21 protein-coding genes are annotated in these 25796 nt (G+C 65.9%); 11 read left to right on the plus strand and 10 right to left on the minus strand.

Annotated features, from left to right (window positions below; genetic code table 11):
* The first annotated feature begins 64 nt into the window (after positions 1-64).
* The 4 genes from DDZ17_RS20075 to DDZ17_RS20090 all read left to right on the plus strand — a co-directional run bounded on the left by DDZ17_RS20075 (position 65) and on the right by DDZ17_RS20090 (position 5796).
* Entirely contained in the window at positions 65-1210 is a 1146-nt protein-coding gene (locus DDZ17_RS20075) for a helix-turn-helix transcriptional regulator (RefSeq protein ID WP_116368783.1), read from the plus strand.
* Positions 1211-1257: 47 nt separating this feature from the next.
* Entirely contained in the window at positions 1258-2238 is a 981-nt protein-coding gene (locus tag DDZ17_RS20080; protein WP_206613607.1) for an NADP-dependent oxidoreductase, read from the plus strand.
* A gap of 206 nt (positions 2239-2444) precedes the next feature.
* Positions 2445-4934 (plus strand): TonB-dependent receptor, encoded by a 2490-nt coding sequence (locus DDZ17_RS20085; RefSeq protein WP_116368785.1) that lies wholly within the window; start codon positions 2445-2447, stop codon positions 4932-4934.
* Positions 4935-4947: 13 nt separating this feature from the next.
* Positions 4948-5796, plus strand: a complete 849-nt coding sequence (locus DDZ17_RS20090; RefSeq protein WP_116368786.1) for an SDR family NAD(P)-dependent oxidoreductase — start codon at positions 4948-4950, stop codon at positions 5794-5796.
* A gap of 33 nt (positions 5797-5829) precedes the next feature.
* Here DDZ17_RS20090 and DDZ17_RS20095 read toward each other — a convergent pair whose 3' ends face one another.
* Positions 5830-7470 carry an amidohydrolase family protein gene (locus DDZ17_RS20095; RefSeq protein WP_116368787.1) on the minus strand — a complete coding sequence of 547 codons (1641 nt, stop codon included), beginning with the start codon at positions 7468-7470 and terminating at the stop codon, positions 5830-5832.
* Between the two features lie 108 nt (positions 7471-7578).
* On the opposite strand from DDZ17_RS20095, the gene DDZ17_RS20100 reads away from it, so the two are divergent.
* The 5 genes from DDZ17_RS20100 to DDZ17_RS20120 all read left to right on the plus strand — a co-directional run bounded on the left by DDZ17_RS20100 (position 7579) and on the right by DDZ17_RS20120 (position 13703).
* Positions 7579-8748 carry a D-2-hydroxyacid dehydrogenase gene (locus tag DDZ17_RS20100; protein WP_157976761.1) on the plus strand — a complete coding sequence of 390 codons (1170 nt, stop codon included), beginning with the start codon at positions 7579-7581 and terminating at the stop codon, positions 8746-8748.
* 227 nt (positions 8749-8975) lie between these two features.
* Positions 8976-9809 (plus strand): extracellular medium-chain-length polyhydroxyalkanoate depolymerase, encoded by an 834-nt coding sequence (locus tag DDZ17_RS20105; protein ID WP_116368789.1) that lies wholly within the window; start codon positions 8976-8978, stop codon positions 9807-9809.
* Between the two features lie 77 nt (positions 9810-9886).
* Positions 9887-10519, plus strand: coding sequence for a TetR family transcriptional regulator (locus DDZ17_RS20110; protein WP_116368790.1), 633 nt, complete (start codon positions 9887-9889; stop codon positions 10517-10519).
* 111 nt (positions 10520-10630) lie between these two features.
* Positions 10631-11476: an alpha/beta fold hydrolase gene (locus DDZ17_RS20115; protein ID WP_116368791.1), complete on the plus strand. Its 846-nt coding sequence runs from the start codon at positions 10631-10633 to the stop codon at positions 11474-11476.
* Entirely contained in the window at positions 11460-13703 is a 2244-nt protein-coding gene (locus tag DDZ17_RS20120) for a TonB-dependent receptor (RefSeq protein ID WP_116368792.1), read from the plus strand. The genes DDZ17_RS20115 and DDZ17_RS20120 overlap by 17 nt, the downstream gene beginning before the upstream one ends.
* 355 nt (positions 13704-14058) lie before the next feature.
* Here DDZ17_RS20120 and DDZ17_RS20125 read toward each other — a convergent pair whose 3' ends face one another.
* The 4 genes from DDZ17_RS20125 to DDZ17_RS20140 all read right to left on the minus strand — a co-directional run bounded on the left by DDZ17_RS20125 (position 14059) and on the right by DDZ17_RS20140 (position 18163).
* A complete protein-coding gene (locus tag DDZ17_RS20125; RefSeq protein WP_157976762.1) occupies positions 14059-14499 on the minus strand; it encodes an IS110 family transposase in 441 nt (146 codons plus the stop codon).
* Between the two features lie 161 nt (positions 14500-14660).
* On the minus strand, positions 14661-16079 hold the full coding sequence (locus tag DDZ17_RS20130) for a hypothetical protein (RefSeq protein ID WP_116368794.1): 1419 nt from the start codon (positions 16077-16079) through the stop codon (positions 14661-14663).
* A 27-nt stretch (positions 16080-16106) separates the two neighbouring features.
* Positions 16107-16952, minus strand: a complete 846-nt coding sequence (locus DDZ17_RS20135) for an SDR family NAD(P)-dependent oxidoreductase (RefSeq protein ID WP_116368795.1) — start codon at positions 16950-16952, stop codon at positions 16107-16109.
* Complete coding sequence (locus DDZ17_RS20140) at positions 16949-18163, minus strand: sulfotransferase family protein (RefSeq protein WP_116368796.1); 1215 nt, start codon at positions 18161-18163, stop codon at positions 16949-16951. The genes DDZ17_RS20135 and DDZ17_RS20140 overlap by 4 nt, the downstream gene beginning before the upstream one ends.
* Before the next feature lie 176 nt (positions 18164-18339).
* On the opposite strand from DDZ17_RS20140, the gene DDZ17_RS22735 reads away from it, so the two are divergent.
* Positions 18340-18978, plus strand: coding sequence for a TetR/AcrR family transcriptional regulator (locus tag DDZ17_RS22735; protein WP_206613608.1), 639 nt, complete (start codon positions 18340-18342; stop codon positions 18976-18978).
* A gap of 3 nt (positions 18979-18981) precedes the next feature.
* Here DDZ17_RS22735 and DDZ17_RS20150 read toward each other — a convergent pair whose 3' ends face one another.
* The 5 genes from DDZ17_RS20150 to DDZ17_RS20170 form a co-directional block, all read right to left on the minus strand.
* Entirely contained in the window at positions 18982-20850 is a 1869-nt protein-coding gene (locus DDZ17_RS20150; protein WP_116368797.1) for an N-acyl-D-amino-acid deacylase family protein, read from the minus strand.
* A gap of 65 nt (positions 20851-20915) precedes the next feature.
* A complete protein-coding gene (arsB, locus tag DDZ17_RS20155; RefSeq protein WP_116368798.1) occupies positions 20916-21944 on the minus strand; it encodes an ACR3 family arsenite efflux transporter in 1029 nt (342 codons plus the stop codon).
* Between the two features lie 14 nt (positions 21945-21958).
* Positions 21959-22714 (minus strand): arsenical resistance protein ArsH, encoded by a 756-nt coding sequence (gene arsH / locus DDZ17_RS20160; RefSeq protein ID WP_116368799.1) that lies wholly within the window; start codon positions 22712-22714, stop codon positions 21959-21961.
* Positions 22714-23184 (minus strand): arsenate reductase ArsC, encoded by a 471-nt coding sequence (locus DDZ17_RS20165; protein WP_116368800.1) that lies wholly within the window; start codon positions 23182-23184, stop codon positions 22714-22716. The genes arsH and DDZ17_RS20165 overlap by 1 nt, the downstream gene beginning before the upstream one ends.
* Positions 23185-23193: 9 nt before the next feature.
* Positions 23194-23520 carry a metalloregulator ArsR/SmtB family transcription factor gene (locus tag DDZ17_RS20170; RefSeq protein ID WP_116368801.1) on the minus strand — a complete coding sequence of 109 codons (327 nt, stop codon included), beginning with the start codon at positions 23518-23520 and terminating at the stop codon, positions 23194-23196.
* 231 nt (positions 23521-23751) lie between these two features.
* On the opposite strand from DDZ17_RS20170, the gene DDZ17_RS20175 reads away from it, so the two are divergent.
* Positions 23752-25788, plus strand: a complete 2037-nt coding sequence (locus DDZ17_RS20175) for a COG1361 family protein (protein WP_170150246.1) — start codon at positions 23752-23754, stop codon at positions 25786-25788.
* The last annotated feature ends 8 nt before the right edge of the window (positions 25789-25796 follow it).

Raw genomic sequence — 25796 nt, forward strand, 5'->3', positions numbered from 1 at the left:
CGGCTCCAGCGCGAGCCAGTGGCTAGGGTATCCTTGGGCGATACCCCCAGCAACGAGACCCGCCATGTTACCGAGCCTGGATGACTTCAATCGCCTGGTGGCCGCCCTGTACCACGGCCACCAGGAAGACGCACCCTGGGAGAATTTTCTGGAACAGCTGTGCGCCATGAGCGCCGCCCGGCTCACCGTGCTGGGCTTTACCCGCCCGCGCCCGGGTGACCCCGGCGTGTTGTTTATCGGCGGCATGCAGTTTGACGCGGCCAACCAGCGGCAGTACGCGGACCGCTTTGGCGCCTTCGATCCTTTCGTCAACCTGCCGGATCGGCAGGCGGTGACACTGGAGGAGATGCTGCCCCTCACCCAGCTGCGGGAGACCGTGTACTACCAGGAGTTCATGCAGCCCTACGACTGCGTGCAGGTGCTGGGCGTGGACGTGCAGCGCCAGGGCCGTACCGGTGCCTTCCTGCGCGCCCTGCGCGGCGAGCAGGAAGCGCCCTTCAACGATCACGACAAGGCGCTGTTCAACCTGCTGGTGAGCCACCTGCCACAGCTGCTGGACTTGCTCGACCACGACACCCACCACGCCTTTGAAAGCCGTCTGTACAACGACATTGCCCAGCGCCTGGAAATGGGCACCATCCTGCTGGATGCCGAGCAGCGCATCGTGCACAGCAACCCGGTGGCCCGCCACCTGCTGGAGCAGGGCCTGGGCCTGCGCGAGCGCAACCACACCCTGGTGGCCACCCACCCGGGTGATAACCGCCGCCTGCAGGCACTGCTGCGGCAGTACCAGGGTGACACCCCGAACCAGCCAGCCATCACCAGCGCCATGCCCCTGACCGGCGACGACCCGGCGGCGCGGCGCATGCTGCTGATCAAGCCCCTCACCAGCGCCGCCGGCATCATTTTGCCGGCCACGCCCCAGGGCAGCGACCGCCGCCCCACCCTGGCCATTTACATCAGCACGCCGGAAAACCTGAGCGGCGAGCAGCAGGGCTTGCTGCAGCAACTGTTCGACTTCACCCCCAGCGAAGCGCGCCTGGCCATTGCCCTGGCCAATGGCCGCAGCCTGGAAGAAATCGCCGAAGACCTTTCCGTCAGCCGCAATACCCTGCGCACCCACCTGCGCGGCGCCTTCCAGAAAACCGGGGTGAACCAGCAATCGGCCCTGGTCAGCCTGGTGCTGCGCAGCGTGGCGGGGCTCGGCTGACGCGCGATTTGACACCCCAATTTGCCAACCCAACCTGAGGAAACACCATGCACGCGATGCTCATTCGCCAGACCGGCGGCCCGGAAGTGTTTGAATACGCCGAGATCGACACCCCCGAACCCGGCCCGGGAGAGGTGCTGATCAAGGTCAGCTATGCGGGCGTCAACCCCGCCGACTGGAAGAACCGCCAGGGCTACCTGGAGCAGTACCGGCCCTACGTCTTCCCCTACATTATCGGGTTTGACGCCGCCGGCACCGTGGCTGGTGTGGGCGCGGGCGTGAGCGGCTTTGCCATTGGCGATCGGGTGTTCACCCCCACCAACCACGGCCAGGGCGGCCAGGGCAGCTACGCCCAGTACACCCTGGCCAACGCCGACCGGGTGGCCCACATTCCCGCTGGACTGGACGAGCGCGACGCCGCCGCCCTGCCGGTGGCGGCGCTGACCGCCTGGCAGGGCCTGTTTGATCGCGGCGGCCTGCAGAGCGGGCAGACCGCCATGATCCACGGCGGCTCCGGTGGCCTCGGCAGCTTTGCCGTGCAGTTTGCGCGCTGGGCCGGCGCGCGGGTGGCCGCCACCTGCTCCAGTGCCAATGTCGACTACCTGCGCGAACTGGGCGTGGAGCGCGTCATCGACTACCGCAAGGAAAACATCGCCCAGGCCATTGCCGAGTGGGCGCCAGGCGGGCTGGACTACCTGATGGACGCGGTGGGGGTCAGCACCCTGCCCAACGGCCTGGACCTGGTGCGCACCGGCGGCACCTTCGTCAGCATTCCCACCCTGGTGGACGATGGCGATATTCCCGGGGCCATGGGCGCCGCTGCAGAAAAAGGTGTGAACCGCGTGTTCTCGGTGATGGACGATAACGACTGCGCCACCACCCTGGCAAAAATTGCCGGCCTGCTGGCGGCGGGCGACATCCGCCTGCCGCCGGTGCGCGAATACCCCCTGCAGGATGTTGCCGAGGTTCACCGCCAGCTGCAGGAAGGGCACAACCGCGGCAAGATGGTGTTGAAGGTGGACGCTTAAGCGCGGGCGCCCAACACCCGGCCATTCGCTAGCCACCCCGCACCCGCGCCGCCCGGCGCGTTCTCCCCCGCAACCGGCAACGGTTCAACAAGCCAACCGGCGCCCCGGCGCCGGTTGCGATTCATCCATATGCATGAAGCTTGCGGCGAAACCGCTCTCCTAGAATCCCGGGCCCGAACATAACAATACCCATTAGAGGTTCCGCCATGAAAGCACGCCCGGCCCCAACCGGATTCCCCCTGACTGCCCTGTCCCTTGCCGTTGCGCTGGCCAGCGCGCCCGCCCTGGCCCAGGACGGCAGCCGCGCCACCGCCCTGGAAGAAGTGGTGGTCACCGCGCAGAAGCGGGAGGAATCCCTGCAGGATGCGCCCATCGCAATCTCCGCGTTTTCCCCCGCGGCCATTGAGAGCATGGGCATCGAGCAGGTAACGGATGTCACCCACTTCACCCCGAATATGTCCATGCACCGCCAGTCGGCCTCCAACGCCACGGTGAACTTCGCCATTCGCGGCATTACCGAGCCGGAGCCCTCCATGAGTGTGGACCCGGCGGTGGGCGTTTACATGGACGGTATCTACATGGCGCGCAACAACGGCCTGGCCTTCGACGTGGTGGACCTGGAGCGCATTGAAGTGCTGCGCGGCCCCCAGGGTACCCTGTACGGCCGCAACAGCACCGGCGGCGCCATCAACATTGTGACCGCCAAGCCCAGCGGCGAATTTGAATTCCAGCAAAGCCTGAGCGTGGGCAACTACGATCGCCTGAAGGCCCACACCATTGTGGATTTGCCCACCTTCGCCGGTGTCTCCGCCAAGCTGTCCTACCTGTACGACACCCGCGGCGGCTGGGTGGACAACGACACCACCAACTTCCAGCAGGGCAAGGCCGACGACTTCGGCGAGCAGGACAACGACGCTTGGCACGTGGCCCTGAACTGGGCGCCCACCGACACCCTGAGCTTTGACTACAGCTACGACGGCACCAAGGGCACCGGCACCCCGGCGGCCTTCCAGCTGAGCCACGCCGAAGCAATGCCGGCCTCGGTGTTTGGCGCCAACTTCGACCCGACCCTGACCTTCGGCCCCGGCGCCAACGACGGCGGCATTGCCGACTCGGTGCTGCTTGGCACCTACGCTGCCTTTGGCAACCAGCCGGTATCCGGCGCCTGCTCTACCGACCCGTCCTGCGTGGCCTTTGCCAACACCGCCAACCCGGCCTTTGGCGGCGCCAGCCCGGCCCAGGCCCAGCTGGGCACCTTCCTCGGCGTGTACAGCAATGCCGTGGCGGCGGCCGACGAAGACCGCAAGGACGCCCTGAACATTCCCTACGCCGGCGAAGAGGAGATGGACATCCAGGGCCACAGCCTGACTGGTGCCTGGGACATCACCGACTACCTCACCGTGAAGTCCCTCACCGGTTACCGCGAAATGGAACTGCGCCACCGCACCGGCCTGTCCGGCGGCGGTTTCCTGGACACCGGCAACAGCGTGGTAACCCTGTTTGCCGCCGGCGCGCCCAACCGCAAGTCCCACGAACAGTTCTCCCAGGAACTGCAGTTTCTGGGCGACGTAGGCCAGTTCCAGTACCTGGCGGGCCTGTACTACTTCAATGAAAAGGCCACCGAAGTCACCCGCGAGCAGACGCCCTTTGTGTTCGGCAGCTTCGGCACCGCCCGCAGCTACGACACCGACAACTCCGCCTGGGCGGCCTTCGGCCAGCTCACCTGGACCCCAGCTGCCCTGGACGAGCGCCTGGATGTCACCCTGGGCCTGCGCTACACCGAGGACGAGCGTGAGATTGTCATTGAAGAAACCCTGGCGGGCATGCCGGCCAGCGGCAGCTTCGATACCTCCTTCGAGAACACCAGCGGCAGCCTGACCGTGGACTACGCCTTCACCATCGACACCACCGGCTACTTCCGCATTGCCACCGGCTACAAGGCGGGGGGCTTCCTGTCGCGCACCTCCATCGCCAACCAGCGTCCCTTTGATGCCGAGACGCTCACCTCCTACGAGCTGGGGCTGAAGTCCCAGTGGCTGGACAACCGCCTGCGCCTGAACGGCGCGGTGTTCTACAGCGAATACGACGACAAGCAGGTAACCCAGTTTGTGCCCACCGCCACTGGCGCCGAAAGCACCGTGCAGAACGCCGCCGCGGCCAGCTACCAGGGCCTGGAACTGGAACTGCTCGCCATTCCGCTGGAGGGCCTGACCCTGAATGTGAGCTACGGCTACCTGGACCCGGAGTACGACGAGTACACCTTCTTCGACCCCACCGGCCAGTTCTGCGGCGCCCCCGGCACCACCTGCGATGTGAGCGACCGCGGCGTGTTCGCCAACGCGCCGGAAAACACCGCCTCCGCCGGTGTGCAGTACGACTTCCCCTACTTTGGCGTTGGCCAGCTCAGCGCCCGGGTGGACGTTGCCTACAGCGACGGCTACACCTATGGCACGGTGAAAGGTCGCTTCGACGAGTACGTGCGCAACGACCCCTTCACCCTGGTGAACGCGCGGATGATTCTCTCCGACATCAGCCTGGGCGACGCCGGCGACCTCACCGCCACTCTCTGGGGCAAGAACCTGACCGACGAGTTCTACCGCCAGAGCGGCATCGGCGCCTTTGAATCGCTGGGCTTTGCCGGTGTGGTCTACAACCCACCGCGGATGTACGGTATCGACCTCGACTACCGCTTCTGAGGGGGCAGCTGCCATGACAGACAAGCAATCGCTTCAGGGCCAGTCGGCCCTGGTGACCGGCGGCGCCGGCGGCATTGGCGCCGCCTGTGCCGCGCGCTTGGTGGCCGATGGCGCCGCGGTGACCCTGATGGGCCGCCGGCAGGACAAGCTCGAAGCCGCCCGCGCGGCCATTCTGGCCAGTCATCCAGACGCCGAGGTTGCCCTCTGCGTGGGCGATGCCCAGGTAGAGGCGGACGTAAAGCGCGCCGCCCAGCAGGCCTTCGAGGTGCGCCAGCGGCTGGATATCGTGGTGCCCACGGTGGGCGGCGGTGGTTTCATGCCGCTGATGATGCAGAGCCTGGACGGGTTGATGCAGGAGCTGCAGATCAACATCGGCACGGCCTTTCTTGCCATTCGCCACTGCGCGCCGCTGATGGAAAAGGGCGGCGCCATCGTCTGCATTTCCTCCACCACCGCGGCCATGCCCTTTCCCTGGCTGTCGGCCTACTGCGCCGGCAAGGCGGGGCTGGAGGGGCTGATCAAGTCAGCGGCGGACGAGCTGGCCAGCGCCGGTATCCGCATTAACGCCGTGCGCCCAGGCCTGACCCGCAGCGAGGCCACCGGCCCCATGTTTGCCAGCGAAGACACCCTGGCCGCCTTCGACGAGCAGATCCCCCTGCGCCGCACCGGCGAGGGGGAGGATATCGCCGAGGGCGTGCGCTACCTGGCGGGCCCCGAGTCCAGCTGGGTGACGGGCCAGTGCTACAACATCGATGGCGGCCAGGGCCTGCGCCGCCACCCCGATATGACCGAGGCGCTGGCGGCGGCCTTCGGCGAGGACGCCCTGGCGGCGATCACGGCGGGCAAGCCCTTTCCCGCCTGATTTGTTTTCCCTCTTTCGGCGAGCCGGCCCTGTTCAGGGGCCGGTTTTCGCCGCCTTTTCCGCAGCTTTCTGCGCTGCCACCAGCTCGCGCACATCCTCCAGCAGCTTGTTCTTGTCGAACACAATGCCGTCGCGAATGACATAGCGAATACCCTCGGTGCGCTCCAGGGTGTGCGTGTCGTCGTTCAGTTTGAGGTGGCCAGTGCCGTAGAGCACTTTGAAGTTGGCGACGGGGTTTTCGTTGACGATCACCAGGTCGGCCTTCTTGCCGATCTCCACGCTGCCGATGTCCTCGGCCATGCCCAGTAGCTCGGCACCGTTCAGGGTGGCGGACTTCAGCACCTCCAGCGGGTGAAAGCCGGCCTCCTGCAGCAACTCCAGCTCGCGCACGTAGGCAAAGCCGTAGATTTTGTAGATAAAGCCCGCGTCGGAGCCCGCGGTCACCCGGCCGCCGGCGTTTTTGTAGTCGTTCACGAACTGCATCCAGCGCTGGTAGTTGCGCTTCCAGGCCACCTCGTCGGCGGTGGTCCAGTCGAAGAAGAACGACCCGTGCACCTCGGGGCTCGGCTCGAAGGCGCGCAGGATGTAGGGCATGGTGTAGTCGGCGTGCCAGGGGGCGTTGCGCGCGCGCATTACATCCCGGGCGGCCTCGTAAATGGTGAAGGTGGGGTCGAGGGTGAAGTCCAGGGCGATCAGCTCGTCGATGGTGGCCTGCCAGCGTTCTGAGCCGGGGGCCGCCGCCTGCAGCCACAGCCGGCCGGCCTCGCCGAAGCGGTCCTGTTCGTTGCTGTAGTTGTAGTCGTAGGGGTAGTCCTGGATCACCCGGTCCTCGAACATGGCCTCGGGCAGGCCGTACCAGTGCTCCATGCTGTCCAGGCCCATGCGCGCGCTGTCCAACACGTTGGTGCCGGTCACAGAGAGCTGGGCGTGGTGGTAGGCGGTTTTCATGTCCAGCTTTTGCGCCTCATCCATGGCCGCTTCGATCAGCGCCGGCGATGCGCCGAGAAACTTGACCCCGTCCGCGCCGCGCTTGTTGACCGCACGCACCCATTTACGCGCGGCCTCGGGCGAGGCCATGCTCTCGGGGAACATGGAATGCACCACCATGCGCGGGGCGCTGATCTCCCCTTTTGCGCTGCGCTGCTTGTGCTGCACCGTCCAGCCCAGCCCCATCATGGCGCCCACATCGCGCACGGTGGTCACCCCGTGGGCCAGCCACAGCTTGAGCACATACTCCGGGTCGGTGAGGGCGCCGGCGGCGGCGTGGGAGGGCGTGCCCAGGTGGGCGTGGGCGTCAATCAGCCCGGGCAACACGTACTGGCCGCTGGCGTCGATCACCCGCGTATTGCTGCCCCAGGAGTTGTCGCCGCCGTGGATGCCGGCGGTGCCGCCGCCGCGAATGTCCACAATGCGGTCGTTCTCGATCACGATGCTGACCGGCCCCCGGGGTGGCGCGCCGGTGCCATCCACCAGGTTGGCGTTGGCGATCACCAGGCGCTGGAAAGGCCCCTCGGCCTCATCGCCCCGGGGCGGCGCCATGCGCGGTGGGGCGATGCCCCGGGCCAGCACGGTACTGATCGCCTCCTCCCCCGGGGTGACATCGGCCGCCTGCACGGTGCAGGCCAGAAGGGCGCCAAGGCCCGCGTGCAGAAGGAAGGAGGGGCGAAGTGTCATGGTGGTGGTCCCGCTGGAATGTGGCCCTGACTATAGCACTGCCCCTCGCGCTAGCGGCAACGAGTGCCTATGCTTTACATCAACGCCGTCAATTGCCAGGGAGTTGCCATGCTGCGCCGCCTTCCATACCTGTTACGCACAGGCTGCCTGTGCCTGATCGCCACGGCCAGCGCCATTGCCAGCGCAGCCAGCCCCGCAGCCAATCCCGACACTATCAGCAACGAGGTGGCGGCCGTTGTGGCCGCGCAGGGCCTGGAGGGCGCCGCCCGCGCCCTTCGCGAGCAGCCCGGCTGGCAACCGCGCAAAGTGGTGGTGGCCCTGCCCCCCGCCTTTGCCGACGCCCTGCCCAACATGGAACAGCGCCTGCACGAGGCGGCGGGAGAGGTGGAACTGGTGCTGGACCGCTCCGGCGGCTGGCAGATCGACCCGGCCCTGCTGCCCGGCGCCGATGGCGTGATCGGCTTTTGCACCGCCGCCACACTGGCAGCGGCCAAGGACCTGTTCTGGCTGCACAGCTACACCGTCGGCGTAGACCGCTGCTCCGATGCAGACCCGGTTTTGTTCCAGGGCCGGGTATTTTCCAACAGCAAGCGGCTGTCTGGCCCCACCATCGCCGAGCACAGCATTGCCATGCTGATGAGCATTGCCCGGGCGCTGCCCGCCTACCAGCGCGCGCAGGACAGCAGCGATTGGAACCGCGCCATTGCCGGGCAGGAACGCTTTGGCGAGCTGGCCGGCAAAACCCTGCTGGTGGTGGGCCTTGGCGGCATTGGCACCGAGGTGGCCCAGCGCGCCCACGGCCTGGGCATGCGGGTGATCGCCACCCGCAACTCATCGCGCAGCGGGCCGGACTACGTGGACTACGTGGGCCTGGCGGATGAGCTGGGCGCGCTGTCCAAGCAGGCCCACGTCATCGTGAACGCCCTGCCCCTGACCGACGACACCCGCGGCCTGTTCGACAGGGACTTTTTCGCCGGCGCCCGCCCCGGGGCCATTTTCATCAGCGTGGGCCGCGGCGCCAGCACCGTTACCGACGACCTGGTGGCGGCGCTGCAGTCCGGCCAGTTGTACGGCGCCGGCTTGGATGTCACCGACCCCGAGCCCCTGCCCGCCGACCACCCACTGTGGCAGATGGAGCGGGTTGTCATCACTCCCCATGTCGCCGCCAGCGGCGGCGATGCCCGCTATCGCTCGGCCCTGATTGCGGTGGAGAACCTGCGCCGCTACGTGGCCGGGGAGGCCCTGCTGAACCCGGTGGATATGGCGCGGGGCTATTAAGGGGCACTTATAGGGTGCACTTGTAGGCACGCGCTTATAGGGGCCGCACTGCGCTGTAAACCCCCGTTCGGCTGAGGGAAAACCACACCCTGCTCCGCCGACACAAACCACGTTATTCAGGCCTGCCACGTGTTGCTGCGGCGAGCCCAACTTGACGCATTAACGGAATCGGAATATATATACCGATAGGGAAGCACCCACCGACAATAACAACAGGAGGTTCCACCATGCGCATTCGCACCCTAATCACCCTGTGCAGCCTGCTCTTTTTGCCGTCCACCTGGGCCGATGCCAACTCGCGCTGCACCGAGCAGGCCCGGTCGTGGTTCTCCCCGGCCAGCATCAGTTGCAGCTATCGCAGCCTGTCGCTGCCTTCGGGGCCGCACACCAGCCGGGAAATACACTACGAACTGCCCCTGGGCACGCCGCCGCCGGGGGGGTGGCCGGTGGCCCTGCTGTACCAGGGCTCCATCTTCCCGGTGGCGTTCACGCGTGATGGCAACGCGCCTTTTGGCGGCCTGTACGAAGCCAAAACGATCAAGACCCTGCTAGATGCGGGCTACGCCGTGCTGGCGCCCCGGGCGCCCCTGGAACTGGCCTGGCTGACCAACTCCGCCGGGCCTGCCACGGTCTATAACATCACCACCGACTACACCTTCCTCAGCAACGTATTCGCCCATATTGCTAGCGGCGGCTTTGGCCCCCTCAACCCAAACCGCAAATACGCCACCGGCATTTCCAGCGGCGGCTACAACACCAGCCGCATGGCGGTCTCCTTTCCCGGTGAATTTCGCGCGCTGGTGGTGCATTCCGGCAGCTACGCCACCTGCCTGGGCCCCGCCTGCGTGGTGCCGCTGAGCCTGCCGACGGATCACCCGCCAACCTACTTCATCCACGGCTTTGCCGACCTCATTGTGCCCTGGTGGAGCATGGACAATTACTACGACCGCCTGCTGTGGCACGGCATTGAAACCGGCCGCCACACCGACCTGACGGCCGGCCACGAATGGCTGCCGCAGTCCGCGCAATTGGTGCTGAACTGGTTTAACGCCCACCCCTGAGCCACCGGCAGGCGGGCATCCAGCAGGCACCCGATGGCGTGCTATGATCAGCCGCTCTCATTCGGGGCAACAAGCACATGGATGTATTCAAACCTCTGGTCAGCGTGCCCATGCCGGCCCAGGCGCGCAGCCAGCAGGCACTGGAGCGCTTCCTTGCCGCCGGCGAGGGCCTGCTGGCGGCCAACCGTTTTGAAGAGGCCGGCGTGGCGGAGATCGCCCGGGAGGCAAAGTCCTCCGTGGGCACCTTCTACCGGCTGCTGGAAGACAAGGAACGGCTGCTGCTGCTGTTATTGCAGCGCTTTTTGATGAATGTCGAGCAGATTGTGGACGAGAAGTTCGACCCCGACGCCTGGGCGGGCGATTCCCTTGAGGCCGTTGCCGAAGGGCTGGTCGGGTTTTTCGTGCAATTGTATCGCGGCCGCCGCGGAGTACTGCGCGCGCTGATTCTGCGCGCCTCCCGCGATACCCTGGTGCGCGACCGCATCCATGTCACCAACGATTTTGTGTCACGCAAAACCGCCGCCGTGCTCCAGCGCCACCTGAGCGAGATTCACCACCCCCGCCCGGAAAAGGCCGCCCGTTTCATCTCGCACATTGTGCTGGGCGCGCTCAACCAGCACACCGTGACCGGCAGCCTGGGCAACACCAGCCAGCGGGAACTGGTGGAAGAACTGAGCCGCGTCTTTCTGTCCTACCTCAGCCTGAAATAGCCCTCGAGCGGCACAGCCGGGCCAGCCGCTGCTTTTACGCTCACCCCTATTGTAATCGGAATTCGGATTCCATAATATGGCGCCATTACAAGCCATAAGAACCCCAGCGCCATGCCCCACCGCCAGCCGCCGAGCATCCACTTCCAGCGCCATGGCACGGGCGCGCCCGTACTGCTGATTCACGGCCTGGGCTCGCGCGGCAGCGACTGGGATTTCCAGATACCCGCCCTCAGCGCCGACTACCAGGTGATCACCGTCGACCTGCGCGGGCACGGCGCCAGCCCCCTGGGGCCTACCCCGATGAGCATTCCCGCTATGGCGGCGGAGCTGACCGCCCTGCTGGATACGCTGGCGCTGGCGCCGGTGCATGTGGTGGGGTTTTCCCTCGGTGGCATGGTGGCGCAGGAAATGGCGCTACAGGCACCCGGGCGGCTGCGCAGTCTGTGCCTGATCAATTCCGGGCCCTGCGCTTTGCCGGGCCGGCTGCGCCGCCACATTGAGCTATGCACGCGCACCGCGCTGATACGGCTGCTGGGCATGCGCTGGCTGGGCAGGCTGCTGGCCCGGCGCCTGTTCCCCCGGGCCAGCCAGCGCAGCCTGGCCACACGCTTCGGGCAGCAGCTGGCGGCAATGCCAAGGGCCTCTTATCTCGCCGCCCTCCAGGCCCTGCGCCACTGGGACATTACCCCGCGCCTTGGCGACATCCACACCCCCACCCTGATCCTTGCCGCCGACCGGGACTACACCCCCGTGCCCCTGCGCCGGGCACTGGCCGGGCGCATGCCGCGCTGCGAGTTTGCCGTTGTCGGCGACTCCGGGCACGCATCGCCCATGGACCAGCCCGACACCGTCAATCGCCTGCTGCGCGATTTTCTCGCGCGCCAGCAGGCGCCACAGCAACCCACCGAAACAATAACAACCCTCCCCGCAGGAGATCGTCATGCACAAGCCCACTAAGCCCTTTACCCTCGCCGCGCTGGCACTGGCGGTGGCCACCACCAGCCAGGCCGAGCCCGCATCGCCCGCGCCCCAGGCAATGCTGGAGGAAGTCATCGTAACGGCGCAGCGCCGCGACCAGTCGCTGCAGGATGTCCCCCTGTCGGTCAGCGCCTTTGGCGCCGACCAGCTGCAACAGGCCGGCGTGTCCACCCTGGTCGACCTGCAGCAAAGCGCGCCCAATGTCACGCTGGCGCCCAGCCGCGGCACCAATTCAACGCTCACCGCCTTCATTCGCGGGGTCGGGCAGCAGGACCCACTGTGGGGCTTCGAACCGGGCGTGGGGCTCTACCTGGACGATGTCTATATCGCGCGCCCCCAGGGCGCGGTGCTGGATGTGTACGATGTGGAGCGGGTGGAAATTCTGCGCGGCCCCCAGGGCACGCTGTACGGCAAAAACACCATTGGCGGGGCGGTCAAATACGTCACCCGGCGCCTCAGCGGCGAACCGGAGCTGGCCCTGGGCGCACAGCTTGGCAACTACAACCAGCGCGATGTCACCGGGTCGGGCAGCATTGCCCTTGGCGACAACCTGTACCTTGGCGCGGCGCTGGCGTCGTTCAAGCGCGACGGCTATGGCGAGCTGCTTACCTTCGATGCCCCCAACTACGACAAGGAGGTACTCAGCGGCCGGCTGAGCCTGGAATGGCAGCCGGTGGATGCGCTGTTTGTCCGCCTGCAGTACGACCGCACCAGCGACCAGTCCAATGCCAAGGGCGGCCACCGCATGACCGTTGGCGCCATTGGCGGCGCGCCGGTGCTCGACGATGTCTACGACTCGCGCGCCGGCCTGGACCCGGCCACCGAGGTGAACACCGAGGGCGCCGCCCTGAATGTGGAGTACGACCTCGACAGCCAGTGGACGCTGAAGTCGATCACCGCCTACCGCGAGGGTGACAGCATTGGCCCGATCGATTTCGACAACCTGGAAGTCAACGATTTCGACGTGCCGGCCCGGGTGAACGACCACCAGTTCAGCCAGGAGCTGCAGTTGCTGTACAGCGCCGAGCGCTGGCACATGGTGTCGGGGCTTTACTACTTCACAGGCAGCTCCGGCGGCCGCTTCGACGCCATCCTCGGGCAGACCGTGCCCGGCGCACTGATCGGCCTGCCCCTGCCGTGGATTCCGCTGATCCAGACCACCTATGGCGATGCCGACACTGAGAGCTACTCCGCCTTTGTCGATGTCGACTACAACCTCAGCGAGCGCTGGTCGGTGACCCTTGGCGGGCGCTACACCGAAGACCGCAAGGATGCCTTGGTGTTCTTCGAGCAATTCGGCAACTTCAGTGGCGACCCGGATGACCCGGTGCGCATTCCCGTTGCCGTGCTGTCGGACTATGAAAACAGCAAAACCTTCGCCGAGTTCTCGCCCCGGGTCAGCGCCCGCTACCAGCTTGACGATGGCACGATGCTGTATGCGAGTTACAGCGAAGGCTTCAAGAGCGGCGGCTTTGATATGCGCGGCAACCAGGCCGCCAACCCGCAGACGGTGGAAGGCTTCGACCCGGAAACCGTCGACAGCTGGGAGCTTGGCCTGAAGGGCGAATTCCTTGAGCGCCGCCTGCGCCTGAACCTGGCCGCCTTCTACGCCAGCTACCAGGATATGCAGGTGGTCACTTCCGTGGGGTTTGCCAACAACGCGCTGGGCTTTTTAGTGCCAGTACAGAATGTGGAGAACGTCGGCGAGGCCACCCTGCAGGGGGTGGAGCTGGAATCCGAGGTGCAACTGGGCGGCAGCCTTCGCCTGGCGGCCAACGTGGGCTACATCGACACCCGGATCGATGAATGGCTGACGGCGGACCCGTCCGGCGCCACCGTGGATGTCGCCGACCAGCGCGATATCCAGAACACCCCGCGCTGGACCGGCCAGCTGGCCCTCAGCAGTGATATCGAGCTCGGCGCATACGGCCATATGACGGGGACCGTCTCGGTGGCCTACCGCGACGCGGTGCAGATGTTCGAGGTGCCATCACCCATTGATGAAGACGGCTACACCCTGTGGAATGCCAGCCTGCTGTGGTACTCCCCCAGCGAGCAGTGGTCACTCGGCCTGCACGGTCGCAACCTTGGCGACACCGAATACCGGGTGGCCGGCTACAACTTCCCGACCACCGGCGAAGGCGAGGTGATCGGGTACTACGGGGCGCCGCGCACGGTTTCTGTGGCGCTCGATTACCGCTTTTGATATGGCCTTTTCTGTCAACAGGCACGAAGCCGTTTCTCGTTGAGTCACGAAGAGATGAAGGGTGTGGATCGGGATGTCCGAATAACACGGGATGAGCAAGGCGACGCGAGGGCGACCTTCGCGACGATGGATCATTCTGATATCCGCGGGTTGGCTACCGCACTTCATCTCTTCTTCGCGGGGCTGCCTCGGTCTAGGGACGGGGATCATCGGGGAAGATGCCCACATAAAAGCGTCGAGGATTCCCCTCGTCGTTCCCTCGCATCGCCTTGCCGATCCAGTGTTCAGCGGTGTGGCGCTGTCAGCTCATGGCGGCACCTCCACGCGACGTCGACGGTCGACAGTGATTCACTGTTCAGCCAGTTCGACATGACGCCCGATATCCCAGATGAAGCCCGCCAGCTCGCGTGCGAGCGAGGTCTCGGATTGCCTCGTCGCGCGCATCGGGCACGACAATGCTGACCAGGTTGCCGGCACGGGATTCCTTCGCCAGCAGCAGGGCGTCGCGCCGGTCGGTCTTAATCCGTTTGTCGGCTGCACAGCGGTTGATGTGCGAGGGAGCGATAACGTCACAATCCCAGCCTTGGCTGCGCAGGTAGCGCGCCCAGCCGTAGCCGCAAACGATGTGTGCGTGGGCCTTATCGGCCACATGCAGCAACGATTTGGTAAGGGAAGATGGCACCGTTGTCACGGTGCCCACGAACCGCGGCGGTTTGCGCCCGGGCTCTGCCACGGCGACGGCGATGGAGTCCTTGTGAACATCAAGTCCGATGTAGGAAGTGCTATGCTTATTCATGGTCTGCCTCCACAGATGGCTTGCAGAAATACACCTCGGTGCACTCTGCATGTGGCAAGGCGCGCCTCGGTGCGTAATCCACGATACCGGGAGGCAGACCCCTCCCTCAAATTATCTCGGTGCCTGATGCAGAGCGCGTCAGGCCATGATGTCTAGGGCGCTCAGAACACCCGGAACCGCCGCTGCACATGCTGCTGGCGTACCGCGATCGCCTGCCGCCGCTGGGCGGGTGTGACCGCTGGCGTGTCCGCCGGAAAGCAGTCGCGCACCGCGGCAAAGGGCACCACCCTGGCGCTGATGGTGGGCCATTTGTCCTCGGGCGGCAGGGTGCTGTAGGCCCAGCGGTGTGACAGGTAGCCGCGCCGCAGGCCGGTGGTGTCCACCCAGTTGGGCACCCCCGGGTCGCGGTGGGCCACCACCCAGCGCTGCACGCCGTCCTCGCCCATATGCATCTGGAAGCCGTTGAGGCTGCTCTGGTGGTTGGCGTAATCCGGCGATTCGCCCCACAGGTTGCCCAGGTGCATGCCGATGTAGTTCGGCTCGCCGTGGTAGCGGGCCTCGATGTACAGGGCCTCGTCTTCGGCTAGGTCGAAGATGCCGCCGGCGTAGATGTTGGTGCTCATGCCACCGCCGGTATCGCCCGATGCGGCGTTGGGCTGGTTGTAGCCGTTCACCGGCATGAAGTAACGCCCCTCACCCTCATGGCGGCCGTTACAGTTGAGAATGCGATCGTAAAAGGCCAGCCAGAAATGCATCTGTCCGCGCACGATGCCACCCAGCTTGCGCAGCTGGTTGGCGGTGTGGGCGCTGTTCAGCGCCGGCGGCTGCTGGCCCTCGGTATCCAGGCAGGTGATGGACAGGTGCACCGGCTGCTCCCGCGCCCAGTCATGGAACAGCTGCCGGCCGCTCACGGTGGTGGCGTAGCGCTCGCCCGCTTCCGGGTGCTGCCTGGAGGGCGGCTTGCGGGTGCAGATGAAGTTGCCGCTGTAGCCCGCTGGCCGCTCGGGGCCCAGGTGCAGCTCCAGCACCCCGTCGGGGCCCACGGCCAGCTGTGAGCTGTCCAGGGTGCCAAAGCCGGTGCGCCCGCCCGGCATCAGCTCGCGCAGGTCACCGGTATCGCCCGCCATGGGGCCGCCGGCCACCTCGAAAATCAGGTACTGGGGCGCCAGCGGCCCGCTGGCGGCCGGCGGCTCGCCCGTCCAGTGGCCGTGGGGCGGCAGCTGGGCCCGCACCCGGTAGTGCTTGCGGCCATCCAGGGGGGCGTAAAAATAAATCGCGTCGGCATTGTCGATGGTGGATTTGTTGTACACCGACAACGCATTGCGAAAGGCGGGAAAGTCCGGGTCTTCGTGGAAGGCCCGCTCCACCGCATGGTGGATAAAACCGGCCAGGTAGCGGTAGCCCTCCGCCAGGTTGCGGTCGGTGGCCGGTGGCGCAAAGCAGTCGGGGCTGTCGATCACATTCCGGGCGGCCTGCAAATCGTCGATCAGGTCGTCCCAGGCGGCTTTCAGCTGTTCACGGGCTGCTTCGTTGCTGTTGCTGTTGCTGTTGCTGTTGGTGCTGGTATTGGTATCGTTCACGCCCTTCTCCTTATTCGTCGGTAGCCGCTATTCATCGATATCCGCTGGCAAAAACGCATCGCCCAGCCGGGTGGTGCCATCCAGGCTGTACACCGCCTGCCCGGTGGCCTGCAGCCAGTGGCGGCTGTAGGCCACCTGGCCAACGTGGTGCCCACGGCACAGTGACAGGGCCGCCTCCACCATGGTTTCCAGCGGCTCGGCCATGTCGGGGTTGCGCCGGGCGATCTCGCGCACCTGCTCGGCCCCGGGGGTGAGCACAATGCTCACCGGCGCCAGGGCGTTCACCCACACACCGTCGGCGGCCACCTCGTGGGCCAGGCCCTCGGTGTAGCGATTCAGGGCCGCCTTGGTGGCGCCGTAGGCGGCAATCATGTGCGCCGCCATGGCCCCGGCCCGGTAGGGCACCGCAGGCTGTTCGCAGCTGGATGAGGAGATGTTCAGTATCCAGCCCTGCCCGCGCTGGCGCATGCCGGGCAGCGCCTGCTGGGCCAGGTCGATGGGGGCGTTCAGGTTCAGCTCGTACATGGTGCTGCGCTGGGCGGTGCTCACCTGGCTGGGCAGGCCCATGGTGGCGCCGGCGGCGTTGTTCACCAGTATGTCCAGCGGCCCGAGGGCGGCCTCTGCCCGGCTCACCAGATCGGCCCGGGCCTCGGCGCTGCTGAGGTCACAGGCCAGGGCCACGGCCCGGCCACCGGCCGCCTCGATCTCCGCCACCGCGCCTTCCAGCGTGCCCGGCAGCGAGCCGTGGGCGCCCAGGCGCGAGGCCACCATGGCCACCGCCGCACCCTCGGCGGCAAAGCGCCGGGCCATGGCCAGGCCAATACCGCGGCTGGCGCCGGTGATCAGTGCGGTTTTTCCCTGTAACTGCGTCATGCGGAGACTCCTTTTATTGGCGTTGTTGTCGTAGCCGGTGTAGCTGTTGAATCGCCAGCCGCAGACGCGCTATCAGTCACGGCTGCCTGGCGGGGCCAGTCGTACAGGGTGAACAGCTCGTCCAGTTCCTGCTCGATGCGCGCCGGCGACAGCTCGTAGTCGTCGATGCTGTATTCAAAGCGCCCCTGGTGAGAGCGCTCCCGCTCTTCCTGCTGCTGCAGCCAGGCGTCGAAGGCCAGTGTCATCGGTAGCTGCAGAGCCTGGTACATGGCCTGCACGGTGGCCCGCGGCTGGGCGGTAATGTCGCGGTAGTCCACAAAAATCTGCGGCGTATCCGGGTGGGCCGCCAGCACCTGGCGCGGATGGTGAAAGGACTCGAAGGCAATCTCGGTCATGGCGCGCAGGGATTCGTCGTACTGCGCCCGGGTCCAGCCCTTGCCCTTCCAGGTAACCTCCAGCAGCCTGAGGGTGCTGGGTATGCACTGGTGGGGGTTGCGCACCATCACCGCAATGCGCGCATCGGGGAAGGTCTCGATCAGTGCCCCCACCCAGCCGCACATCAGGGGGTTTTTGGACAGGTGGATGCCATCGCCGCCGTTCAGCAGCAGCTGGCGCTTGACGCACTCGCGGTAGTGGCGCAGCCAGCGGCGGCGCTTGCGCTCGGGCATGGCATCCACATGGAACTGGTCGATCTTGTGCATCAACGGCACGTCCAGCGCCCACTGCTGGGTAACGAAGGCGGCGCGCATTACAAACTGGTCTTCCTCGGCGTTCCACAGGCTCATGTTGTGGATATGCCGGTAGCGGCCGAAGGTTTTGTCGTCCCAGGCCACCAGCTTTTTCTTACAGTGGCCGCCCAGCCAGGCGTCCACCCGGCCCAGGGCGCGAATCACCTTTTTTTGCAGCAGCGAGGGGAAGAACAGCTCCCAGTACAGGAAGTAACTGAAGGTGTCCCCATCGCCCGCCAGCAGGCGGTGGGCCAACGTGGTGCCGGAGCGGGCGTGGCCCACAATAAACACCGGGCGCTGCACCTGCTGGCGCCACAGGCGCGGGAACAGCACATAGTCCAGCAGGAAGCAGAGGGTGTGAAACACCGTGGCCAGCGGCACCAGCACCAGCAGGCGCAACAGCATGCGCGGCCGCCCCTTCCAGCCCTTGAGGGACCACACATGGGCCAGCACCCGGCCGTAATACTGTAGATCGAAATACACTGCTGCCCCCGGCTCTGCACAGTTGAGTGATAGCAGCCTAAAACCACGGTGCGGCCGCGGCAATTCACATTCGCGCCCCCGCGCACCGCACGCAAGCCCTTGAAACAGCACTGGTTTTTGGCTGCACGCCGGGGCAAACTGGGGCCCACTTACTTTTTTGCACGCAAGCCGCGCCCATGAGCGACAAGCAACCCCCCAGGGCCCGCAAGCGCCCGCGCCAGAGCCGCGCCCGCCACACCCTGCGGGCCATCCAGGAGGCCTGCCTGAACATTCTCAATACTGAAGGCGCCGACAAGCTCACCACTGCGCGCATCGCCGAGGTGGCCGGGGTGAACATTGCCTCGCTGTATCAGTACTTTCCCAACAAAGAGGCCATTCTCTCTGACGTGTACGAGGCGCGCATAGCGGAGCTGCTGCAACAGGCCGCCCTGCGCTTCCAGCAGATCCAGGCGCTGGCGGACCGCTCCCTGGCCGACACCCTGGCCGCCATCATCGCGCAGGAGTGCGAGCAGTGGCTGGCTCTGCAGCAGCTGGAGCCGGCCTTCTTCCGCCAGTACCAGGGCAGTTTCGACATACACCAGCGGGTGGACGAGCTGACCCAGTCGCTGGATAACCCCTCTTGGGAGCAGTGGCTGGAGCAGTGGCTCGCCGACAAGGGGGCGGGCGGCGACCCGCGCTACCGCGCCCTGCTACTGCGCCAGACCCTGCGCAGCAACCTCGGCCAGGCCATGCACGAGCAGCCCGCCCTGCTGGCCGACGAGCACTACCGCGCCGAGTTGCTACAGCTGCTGCTGCGCTATCTGGAGCACCACTGAGCCTCAGGCGGCGCGCAGCGCCCGGCCAAGGGCAGTGCTGCCAAGGGCAGCGCCAAAGTCGCCGTCGCGCCACACCACCTGGCCGTTGATCAGCACCAGCGGCACCACGCCCTGGGGGCGATTGACCATCTGCTGGTGCTCGAACAGGTCGCGGTAGATGAATTCGCGGGTGTCGTTGGTATCCCAGCCGGCGAGTTTTTCCGGGTCCACCAGGGTGATGTCCGCCTGGGCACCCGGCTCGATGGTGCCCACATCCAGCCCGAAAAAAGCGGCCGGCTCCCGGGTCAGGCGGTGCACAATGGCCGCCACGGTGCCCTCGCCCTGGCGCTGGGCAAGCTTGAGGGACATCAGATTGGAGTCGTAAAAGGCCATGTTGGTGATGTGGGCGCCGGAGTCGTTAAAGCCCGGCATGGCCTGGGGATGCAGCAGAAAATCCAGGGTGGCGCGATTGCCGTCGTTGCTGACATCAATCCAGTAGCGGAAGTTGCGGTCGTACTGGCGCAGCAGGCCGAGCATGAAGTCGGCGTCGTCCTCAGCGCGCAGGGGGAAGCTGTCGAAGGCGGCGCGCTCGGCATCGGAGCGCGCCTCGCCGGCGGCCCCGCGCTGATAGCGCTGCAGGCGCTCGAACACGGCCTGCAGGGTTTGCCCGTCCCAGTCGGGCACCGGCGCGCCGTCAAACACCATGCGCTGCAGGTCGCGAATCACCAAGTTGTCGGGCATGCCGAGCTTGGCCTTCAGGTGCGCCCAGTTGCGCCCGCGGCGACCGTGATGCCAGTCGGCACGAAAACGCGCCACCCAGTCCGCATCGTTGAGCAGGGCGCGGCGCCCCTCCAGGTCATCGTACTCCAGGGCGATCAGCTCGCAGGTGGAGTCCAGCTCTTCGTACAGGGGGCTGACAATGCCGTCGGACCACACCCGGAAGTTGGTGCCCAGGGCCTGGAAGTGAATGTCGCCCTTGAACAGACGGCTGTTCATCAGGCGGGCAAAGCCGAGGAAGGCATTGGACGCCTTGGGCGCCAGCACAAACTCCATCACCGACAGGGCCGAGGTTTTCAGCGTTTTGCCGAACAGGCGGCCGCTGGTGAGGGCAAAGTAGCCGAAGGCCTTCAGGCGGTTTTCGATGATGGGCGTGGTCTGCCACACCCGGTCGTATTTGCGCACCACCGCCAGCAGGCGCTTCATTTCCTTGAAGGTGGCGAACTGGGTGGGGATGCGCTTGTCGGTATTGGGCGCGTTGGCCAGGTAGTGAAAGGGCAGGCCGTCAGTGGACAGGCCCAGGTAGCCCTGCTGCAGGGCCTGCTCCAGCAGGCGCTCCATCTCGCCAAGCTCCGCCTCGGTGGGCTCGCGGGTCACGCTGGCCTGTAGCCCCATCACTTCCACCCGCAGCATGGAATGCGGCACAAAGGCCGCCACATTGGGCCCCAGGGGAATGTTGCCGAAGTGATCCAGGTAGTCGCCGGTGTTGTCCCAGGTGACGGCCTCTACACTTTTGGCCAGCACCTTTTTGGGGATGTTCTCCACCCGGGTGAAGCAATCGACGATGGGGTTCTGCTCGCCTTCGAGCTGCTTGCCAAAACAGTTGCCCAGGCTGCAGTTGCCGAACAGCACGGTGGTGGTGCCGTGGCGCACCACTTCCGGCAGGGCCGGTTCCAGGTCCACCTCCAGGTCAAGGTGGGTGTGGATATCCAGCAGCCCCGGCATCAGCCACTGGCCGCTGGCGTCGATCACCTCGGCTGCCTGGGAGGCTGGCAGCTGGATGCCCCGGGCGGCGATTTTGCCGCCGCTGATGGCAATGTCTTCCCGGCGCGGCGGGCTGCCGCTACCGTCAAATACCGTGGCGCCGGTGATCAGGGTGTCCCAGGCGGTGCTCATATGCTGCCCTCTTATTCGCGTTATGGGCCACCGAGTGTAGGGCAGGGGCTACGACAGCGAAAGGCTCAGCGGGCTGCACCGCTGAACCAGCCCCGGGTGCGGTTGGCAAAGGCCACCAGCGAGAGCATCACCGGCACCTCCACCAGCACCCCCACCACCGTGGCCAGGGCGGCCCCGGAATGCAGGCCAAACAGGGAGATGGCCACCGCCACTGCCAGCTCAAAGAAGTTGGAGGTACCAATCAGGCAGGCCGGCGCCGCCACGTTGTGGGGCAGCTTCATTTTGAGCGCCATGGCATAGGTGATAGCGAAGATGCCGTAGGTCTGGATCAGCAGCGGTATGGCTATCAGCACAATGGCCAGCGGACTGGCGAGGATGGTTTGCGCCTGGAAGCCAAACAGCAGCACCACGGTGGCCAGCAGCCCGATCACCGACCAGGGCTTCATGCGCGCCAGAAAGGCGTTGAGGCGGCTGTGGTCGTCGGCGCGGTCTAGGCGATGGCGGGTGTAGATGCCCGCAAGCAGCGGCACCAGCACATACAGAATGACCGACAGCAGCAGGGTGTCCCATGGCACGTGAATATCGCTGATGCCCAGCAGCAGGCCGGCAATGGGCGCAAAGGCGAAGATCATAATCACGTCGTTGATCGACACCTGCACCAGGGTGTAGTTGGCGTCGCCGCGGGTGAGCTGGCTCCACACAAACACCATGGCGGTGCAGGGCGCCACCCCCAGCAGGATCATGCCGGCGATGTATTCGCTGGCGGTTTGCGCATCCACCAGGTCGGCAAAAATCACCCGGAAGAACAGCCAGCCGAGGAAGGCCATGCTGAAGGGCTTGATCAGCCAGTTGATCACCAGCGTCAGCACCAAGCCCCGGGGGTTGCGGCCCACATCGCGAATGGAGCTGAAATCCACCTGCACCATCATCGGGTAGATCATCAGCCAGATGAGCACCGCCACCGCCAGGTTCACGTGGGCAAATTCCCAGCCGGCCACCACCGCGAACATGCCGGGCGCCACGCTGCCGGCCACCATCCCGGCGATGATCGCCAGCCCTACCCACACACTCAGGTAGCGTTCAAAACTGCCCATGGTCAACTCCCCCTTCAGATGGCGCGCTGGTTGACGCGCTGGCTCACTTGCTCTGCCGACTCCACCCGCTCGGAGTAGCGATCCACCAGATAATCCTTGTTGGTGCGCAGTAGCAGGGTGAACTTCACCAGTTCCTCCACCACGTCCACAATGCGGTGGTAGTAGGGCGAGGGCTTCATGCGGCCATCCTCGTCAAACTCCATGAAGGCCTTGGCCACCGACGACTGGTTGGGAATAGTGAACATGCGCATCCAGCGCCCGAGAATGCGCATCTGGTTCACCGCGTTAAAAGACTGCGAACCGCCGCTCACCTGCATGACGGCCAGGGTTTTGCCCTGGGTGGGGCGCACGCCGCCGAGGTTCAGCGGCACCCAGTCGATCTGGCTTTTCAGGATGCCGGTCATGGCGCCGTGGCGCTCGGGCGAGCACCAGATCTGGCCCTCGGACCACAGCATCAGCTCGCGCAATTCCTGTACCTTGGGATGGGCCTCTTCGCCGCTGTCTGGCTGGGGCAGGCCGCGGGGGTCAAAAATGCGCGGCTCGGCGCCCATGGCCAGCAACAGGCGGGCTGCCTCTTCCACCACCTTGCGACTGTAGGACACCTCGCGCAGCGAGCCATACAGCAGCAGAATACGCGGCGGATGACCACCGTCGGGGGCGGTAAAATCGGCCACCGCCGGACGGTGCAGTTGCCCAGGGTCAATGTTGGGCAGGGCGCTATCTGCGGCCGTATCGGCGGTGGTGTTAGTGAGGCTTTCCTCCGTGCTCATCAACTTGCCCCCTGAGCCAGCAGGGCATCGCGCAGCGCGGCGCCCTGCACGCCGTCCCGCGCCAGCGCCGCCAGCACCGCAACACGCCGCTCAATCTCGTCGATGCAGGCCCTGAAAGCCGCGCCCTGCGCTGCCTCGTCACCGTGCATTGCCGAGGGGTCGCTGAGGCCCCAGTGCACCTTGAGGGATTGCCCGAGATACAGCGGGCAGGCCTCGCCGGCGGTAGCGTCGCACACGGTGATCACCAGATCCGGGGCAAAGTCGGCGAACGCGTCCCAGGACTGGCTGCGCAGGCCGTCCACGGGATAGCCCGCCTCTGCCAGGTAGTGCAGGGTCAGGGGGTGCACCACCTCCGCCGGCTGGCTGCCGGCGCTGCGCACATCGAGCACATCGCCGGCCCGGTGCCGGGCAACGGCCTCGGACAGCACGCTGCGACAGCGGTTGTGGGTGCAGACAAACAGTATTTTCACGGGAGTTCCTCAGGCAGGGGTGCAAGTCGAGGCCGCCAGGCGGCGGCGCGCCGTTTTCAAATAGCCGGGCGCTGCCGCCGCAGTGGTCAGCAGCACCTCCCGCGCCCAGTCCGGCAGCCCGGGCGCCAGGCAGTAGTACACCCAGCGCCCGCGCCGCTCGCCCTGCACAATGCCGCATTCGCGCAGCTCCGCCAGATGGCGCGACACTTTGGGTTGGCTGAGCTGCAGTGCATCCATCAACTCACAAACGCACAGCTGCCGGCCATCGGCCAGCAGCAGCAGGGACTGGAGCCGGGTGTCATCGGCCAGGCATTTGTAGAAGGCGAGTGGGTTCATATCAATATACGAAAATTCATATATATGGAGTTTCGTATATTTGGTGGCCACCGACAAGCCCCCGTAGTCAATCCATTGGCCATGCGCGCGGCCAATAAATTGACCACGGGCGAACAGGAAACGCCTATTTGCCGCTGTCTTGCCGCATTCTCGCCACGGCAACAGCGCTTGGCAGGCCCCGGGCATTTTTTTATATTGCCACCCCCATGCTTTAACTTTCCGGGGACAACATTGCCCAAGCTAACCTCACCGAACCTGCGGCTGCCCAGCGTTGTAGCAGGCCTGCTGCTGTTGCTGTTGCCCCTTGCCCTGCTGTTGCCACACACCGCCTTCGCCCAGGGCCCCGAGCTTACGCTGAACAAGTCGGCCTCCAAGTCCTCGGTATCCCCCGGCGGGACGGTGGTATACACAATCAGCATCGCCAATACCGGCTTTGCCACTGCAACCAACGTGGTGCTGGAAGACCTGCTGCCGGTGCCGCGCCTCAACTTTGTCTCCGCCACCGGCGGCGGGCTGCTGGTTGGCGGCGATACAGTGGAGTGGCGCTTCGCCAGCATCGCACCCGGGCAGACGGGCTCCGTAACCCTGACGGCCGAGGCCGGCAATTTTGTCGGCACCACCATCCTCAACGAGGCCACCATCAGCAGCGACCAGACACCGCCCACCACGTCCAACAGCGTGCCAACCAAAATCACCGACCTGGCCGAGCTGACTCTCACCAAAACCGTAAACACAACACTGGCCAGGCCCGGCGACGCCCTGCAGTACACCCTGGCCTTCGCCAACACCGGCAGCGATGCCGCAGCCAATGTCACCCTTACCGACGACTTGCCGGCCGGTATACAGTTCGTGTCCGCCAGTGGTGGTGGCGTGGAGAGCGCGGGCACCGTGAGCTGGAACATCGGCACCCTGGCAGCAGGCCAGAGTGGCTCGGTGGTGCTGAGCGGCACGGTGAACAGCGGTATTGTCGACGGCGCGCTGATCACCAACGCCGCCACCATCGACAGCAGCACAGTGGATGTGGGCCCGGTTACCAGCAACAGCGTGCAAACAGAAATCGACAACGCGGCACTGCTGGCAGCCAGCATTTCCGCCACCCCCAGCCCGGCGCTGGCTGGCGATGTCCTCACCTTCACCGTGACGGTGCGCAACGATGCCAGCCCCGCTACCGGCGTTACGGTGCGCGCGAACGTGCCCGCCCAAACAAGCTACCTGAGCCATTCCCCCGGCGGCAACTACGATGGCAGCGGCCAGGTGACCTGGGCCGTGGGCGAACTGGCCACCGGCGCGTCCGCCCAGGTGAGCCTCACCGTGCAGGTGGATGCCCCGCTGCCGGATGACAGCCAGCTCTCCTTTGGCGCCAGTGTCAGCGCCGACAATGCCACAACGGCAGGCGCCGGCGTGATCGTCTTCGTCAGCAGTCGGCCCGCGCTCAATCTGCAAAAAACCGCCGCCGTCAGGGCGGTCACCCCCGGCGAACTGCTGACCTACACGCTGAGCTACAGCAACACCGGCACCGACCGCGAGGCGCAAGCCACCCTTGAGGACAACCTGCCACCTGAGACCACCTACCAATCCAGCACCGGCGGCGGCACCCATGCCGGCGGCGTGGTGACCTGGAACCTGGGCGAAGTGGCGGCCGGGGCAAGCGGCAGTGTTGCTGTCACCGTGCGTGTGAACGATGGCGTTCCGGGTGGCACTGTGCTGCACAATGCCGCCACCCTCAGCGGCCTGAGCGGCCTGCCGGTGAGCGCGCCGGTGGTGGATGTGCTGGTTAGCGACCTGCCAGACCTGCGCCTGGACAAAACCACCAGCGCCAGCACAGTCCAGGCGGGTGGCGAAATTACCTACACCCTGGCCTACGAAAACCGCGGCGCGAGCCCGGCCACCAACGTAACCCTGGGCGACCCACTGCCCCAGGGCACCCGCTTTGTGGCGGCCAGCGACGGTGGCACGGCCAGCGGCGGCGCCGTCATCTGGCGCCTTGGCACCCTGGCGCCGGGGGCCAGCGGCAGCGTGAGCCTGACCCTGGGCACCGAGCCCGGCCTGGCGGACGGCACCGTGATTGCCAACAGTGCCTCCATCGACAGCAACGAGACGCCCCCGGCGGCCACCAGCCGGGTGACCACCCTGGTGGAGGCCGATGTGATTGCGCCCACAGCGCCGGTGGCGGTGCCCGCCGTGCCGGGCCCGCTGCTGCTTCTGGTGGGGCTAGTGTTGCTGATGCTGAGCTGGCGGGCCCTGCACGCTGTCCGGGCGCTACGCTAGCGCCGGAC

Origin of the sequence: Parahaliea mediterranea (genome assembly GCF_003402235.1) — a bacterium.
Taxonomy (GTDB): Bacteria; Pseudomonadota; Gammaproteobacteria; order Pseudomonadales; family Halieaceae; genus Parahaliea; species Parahaliea mediterranea.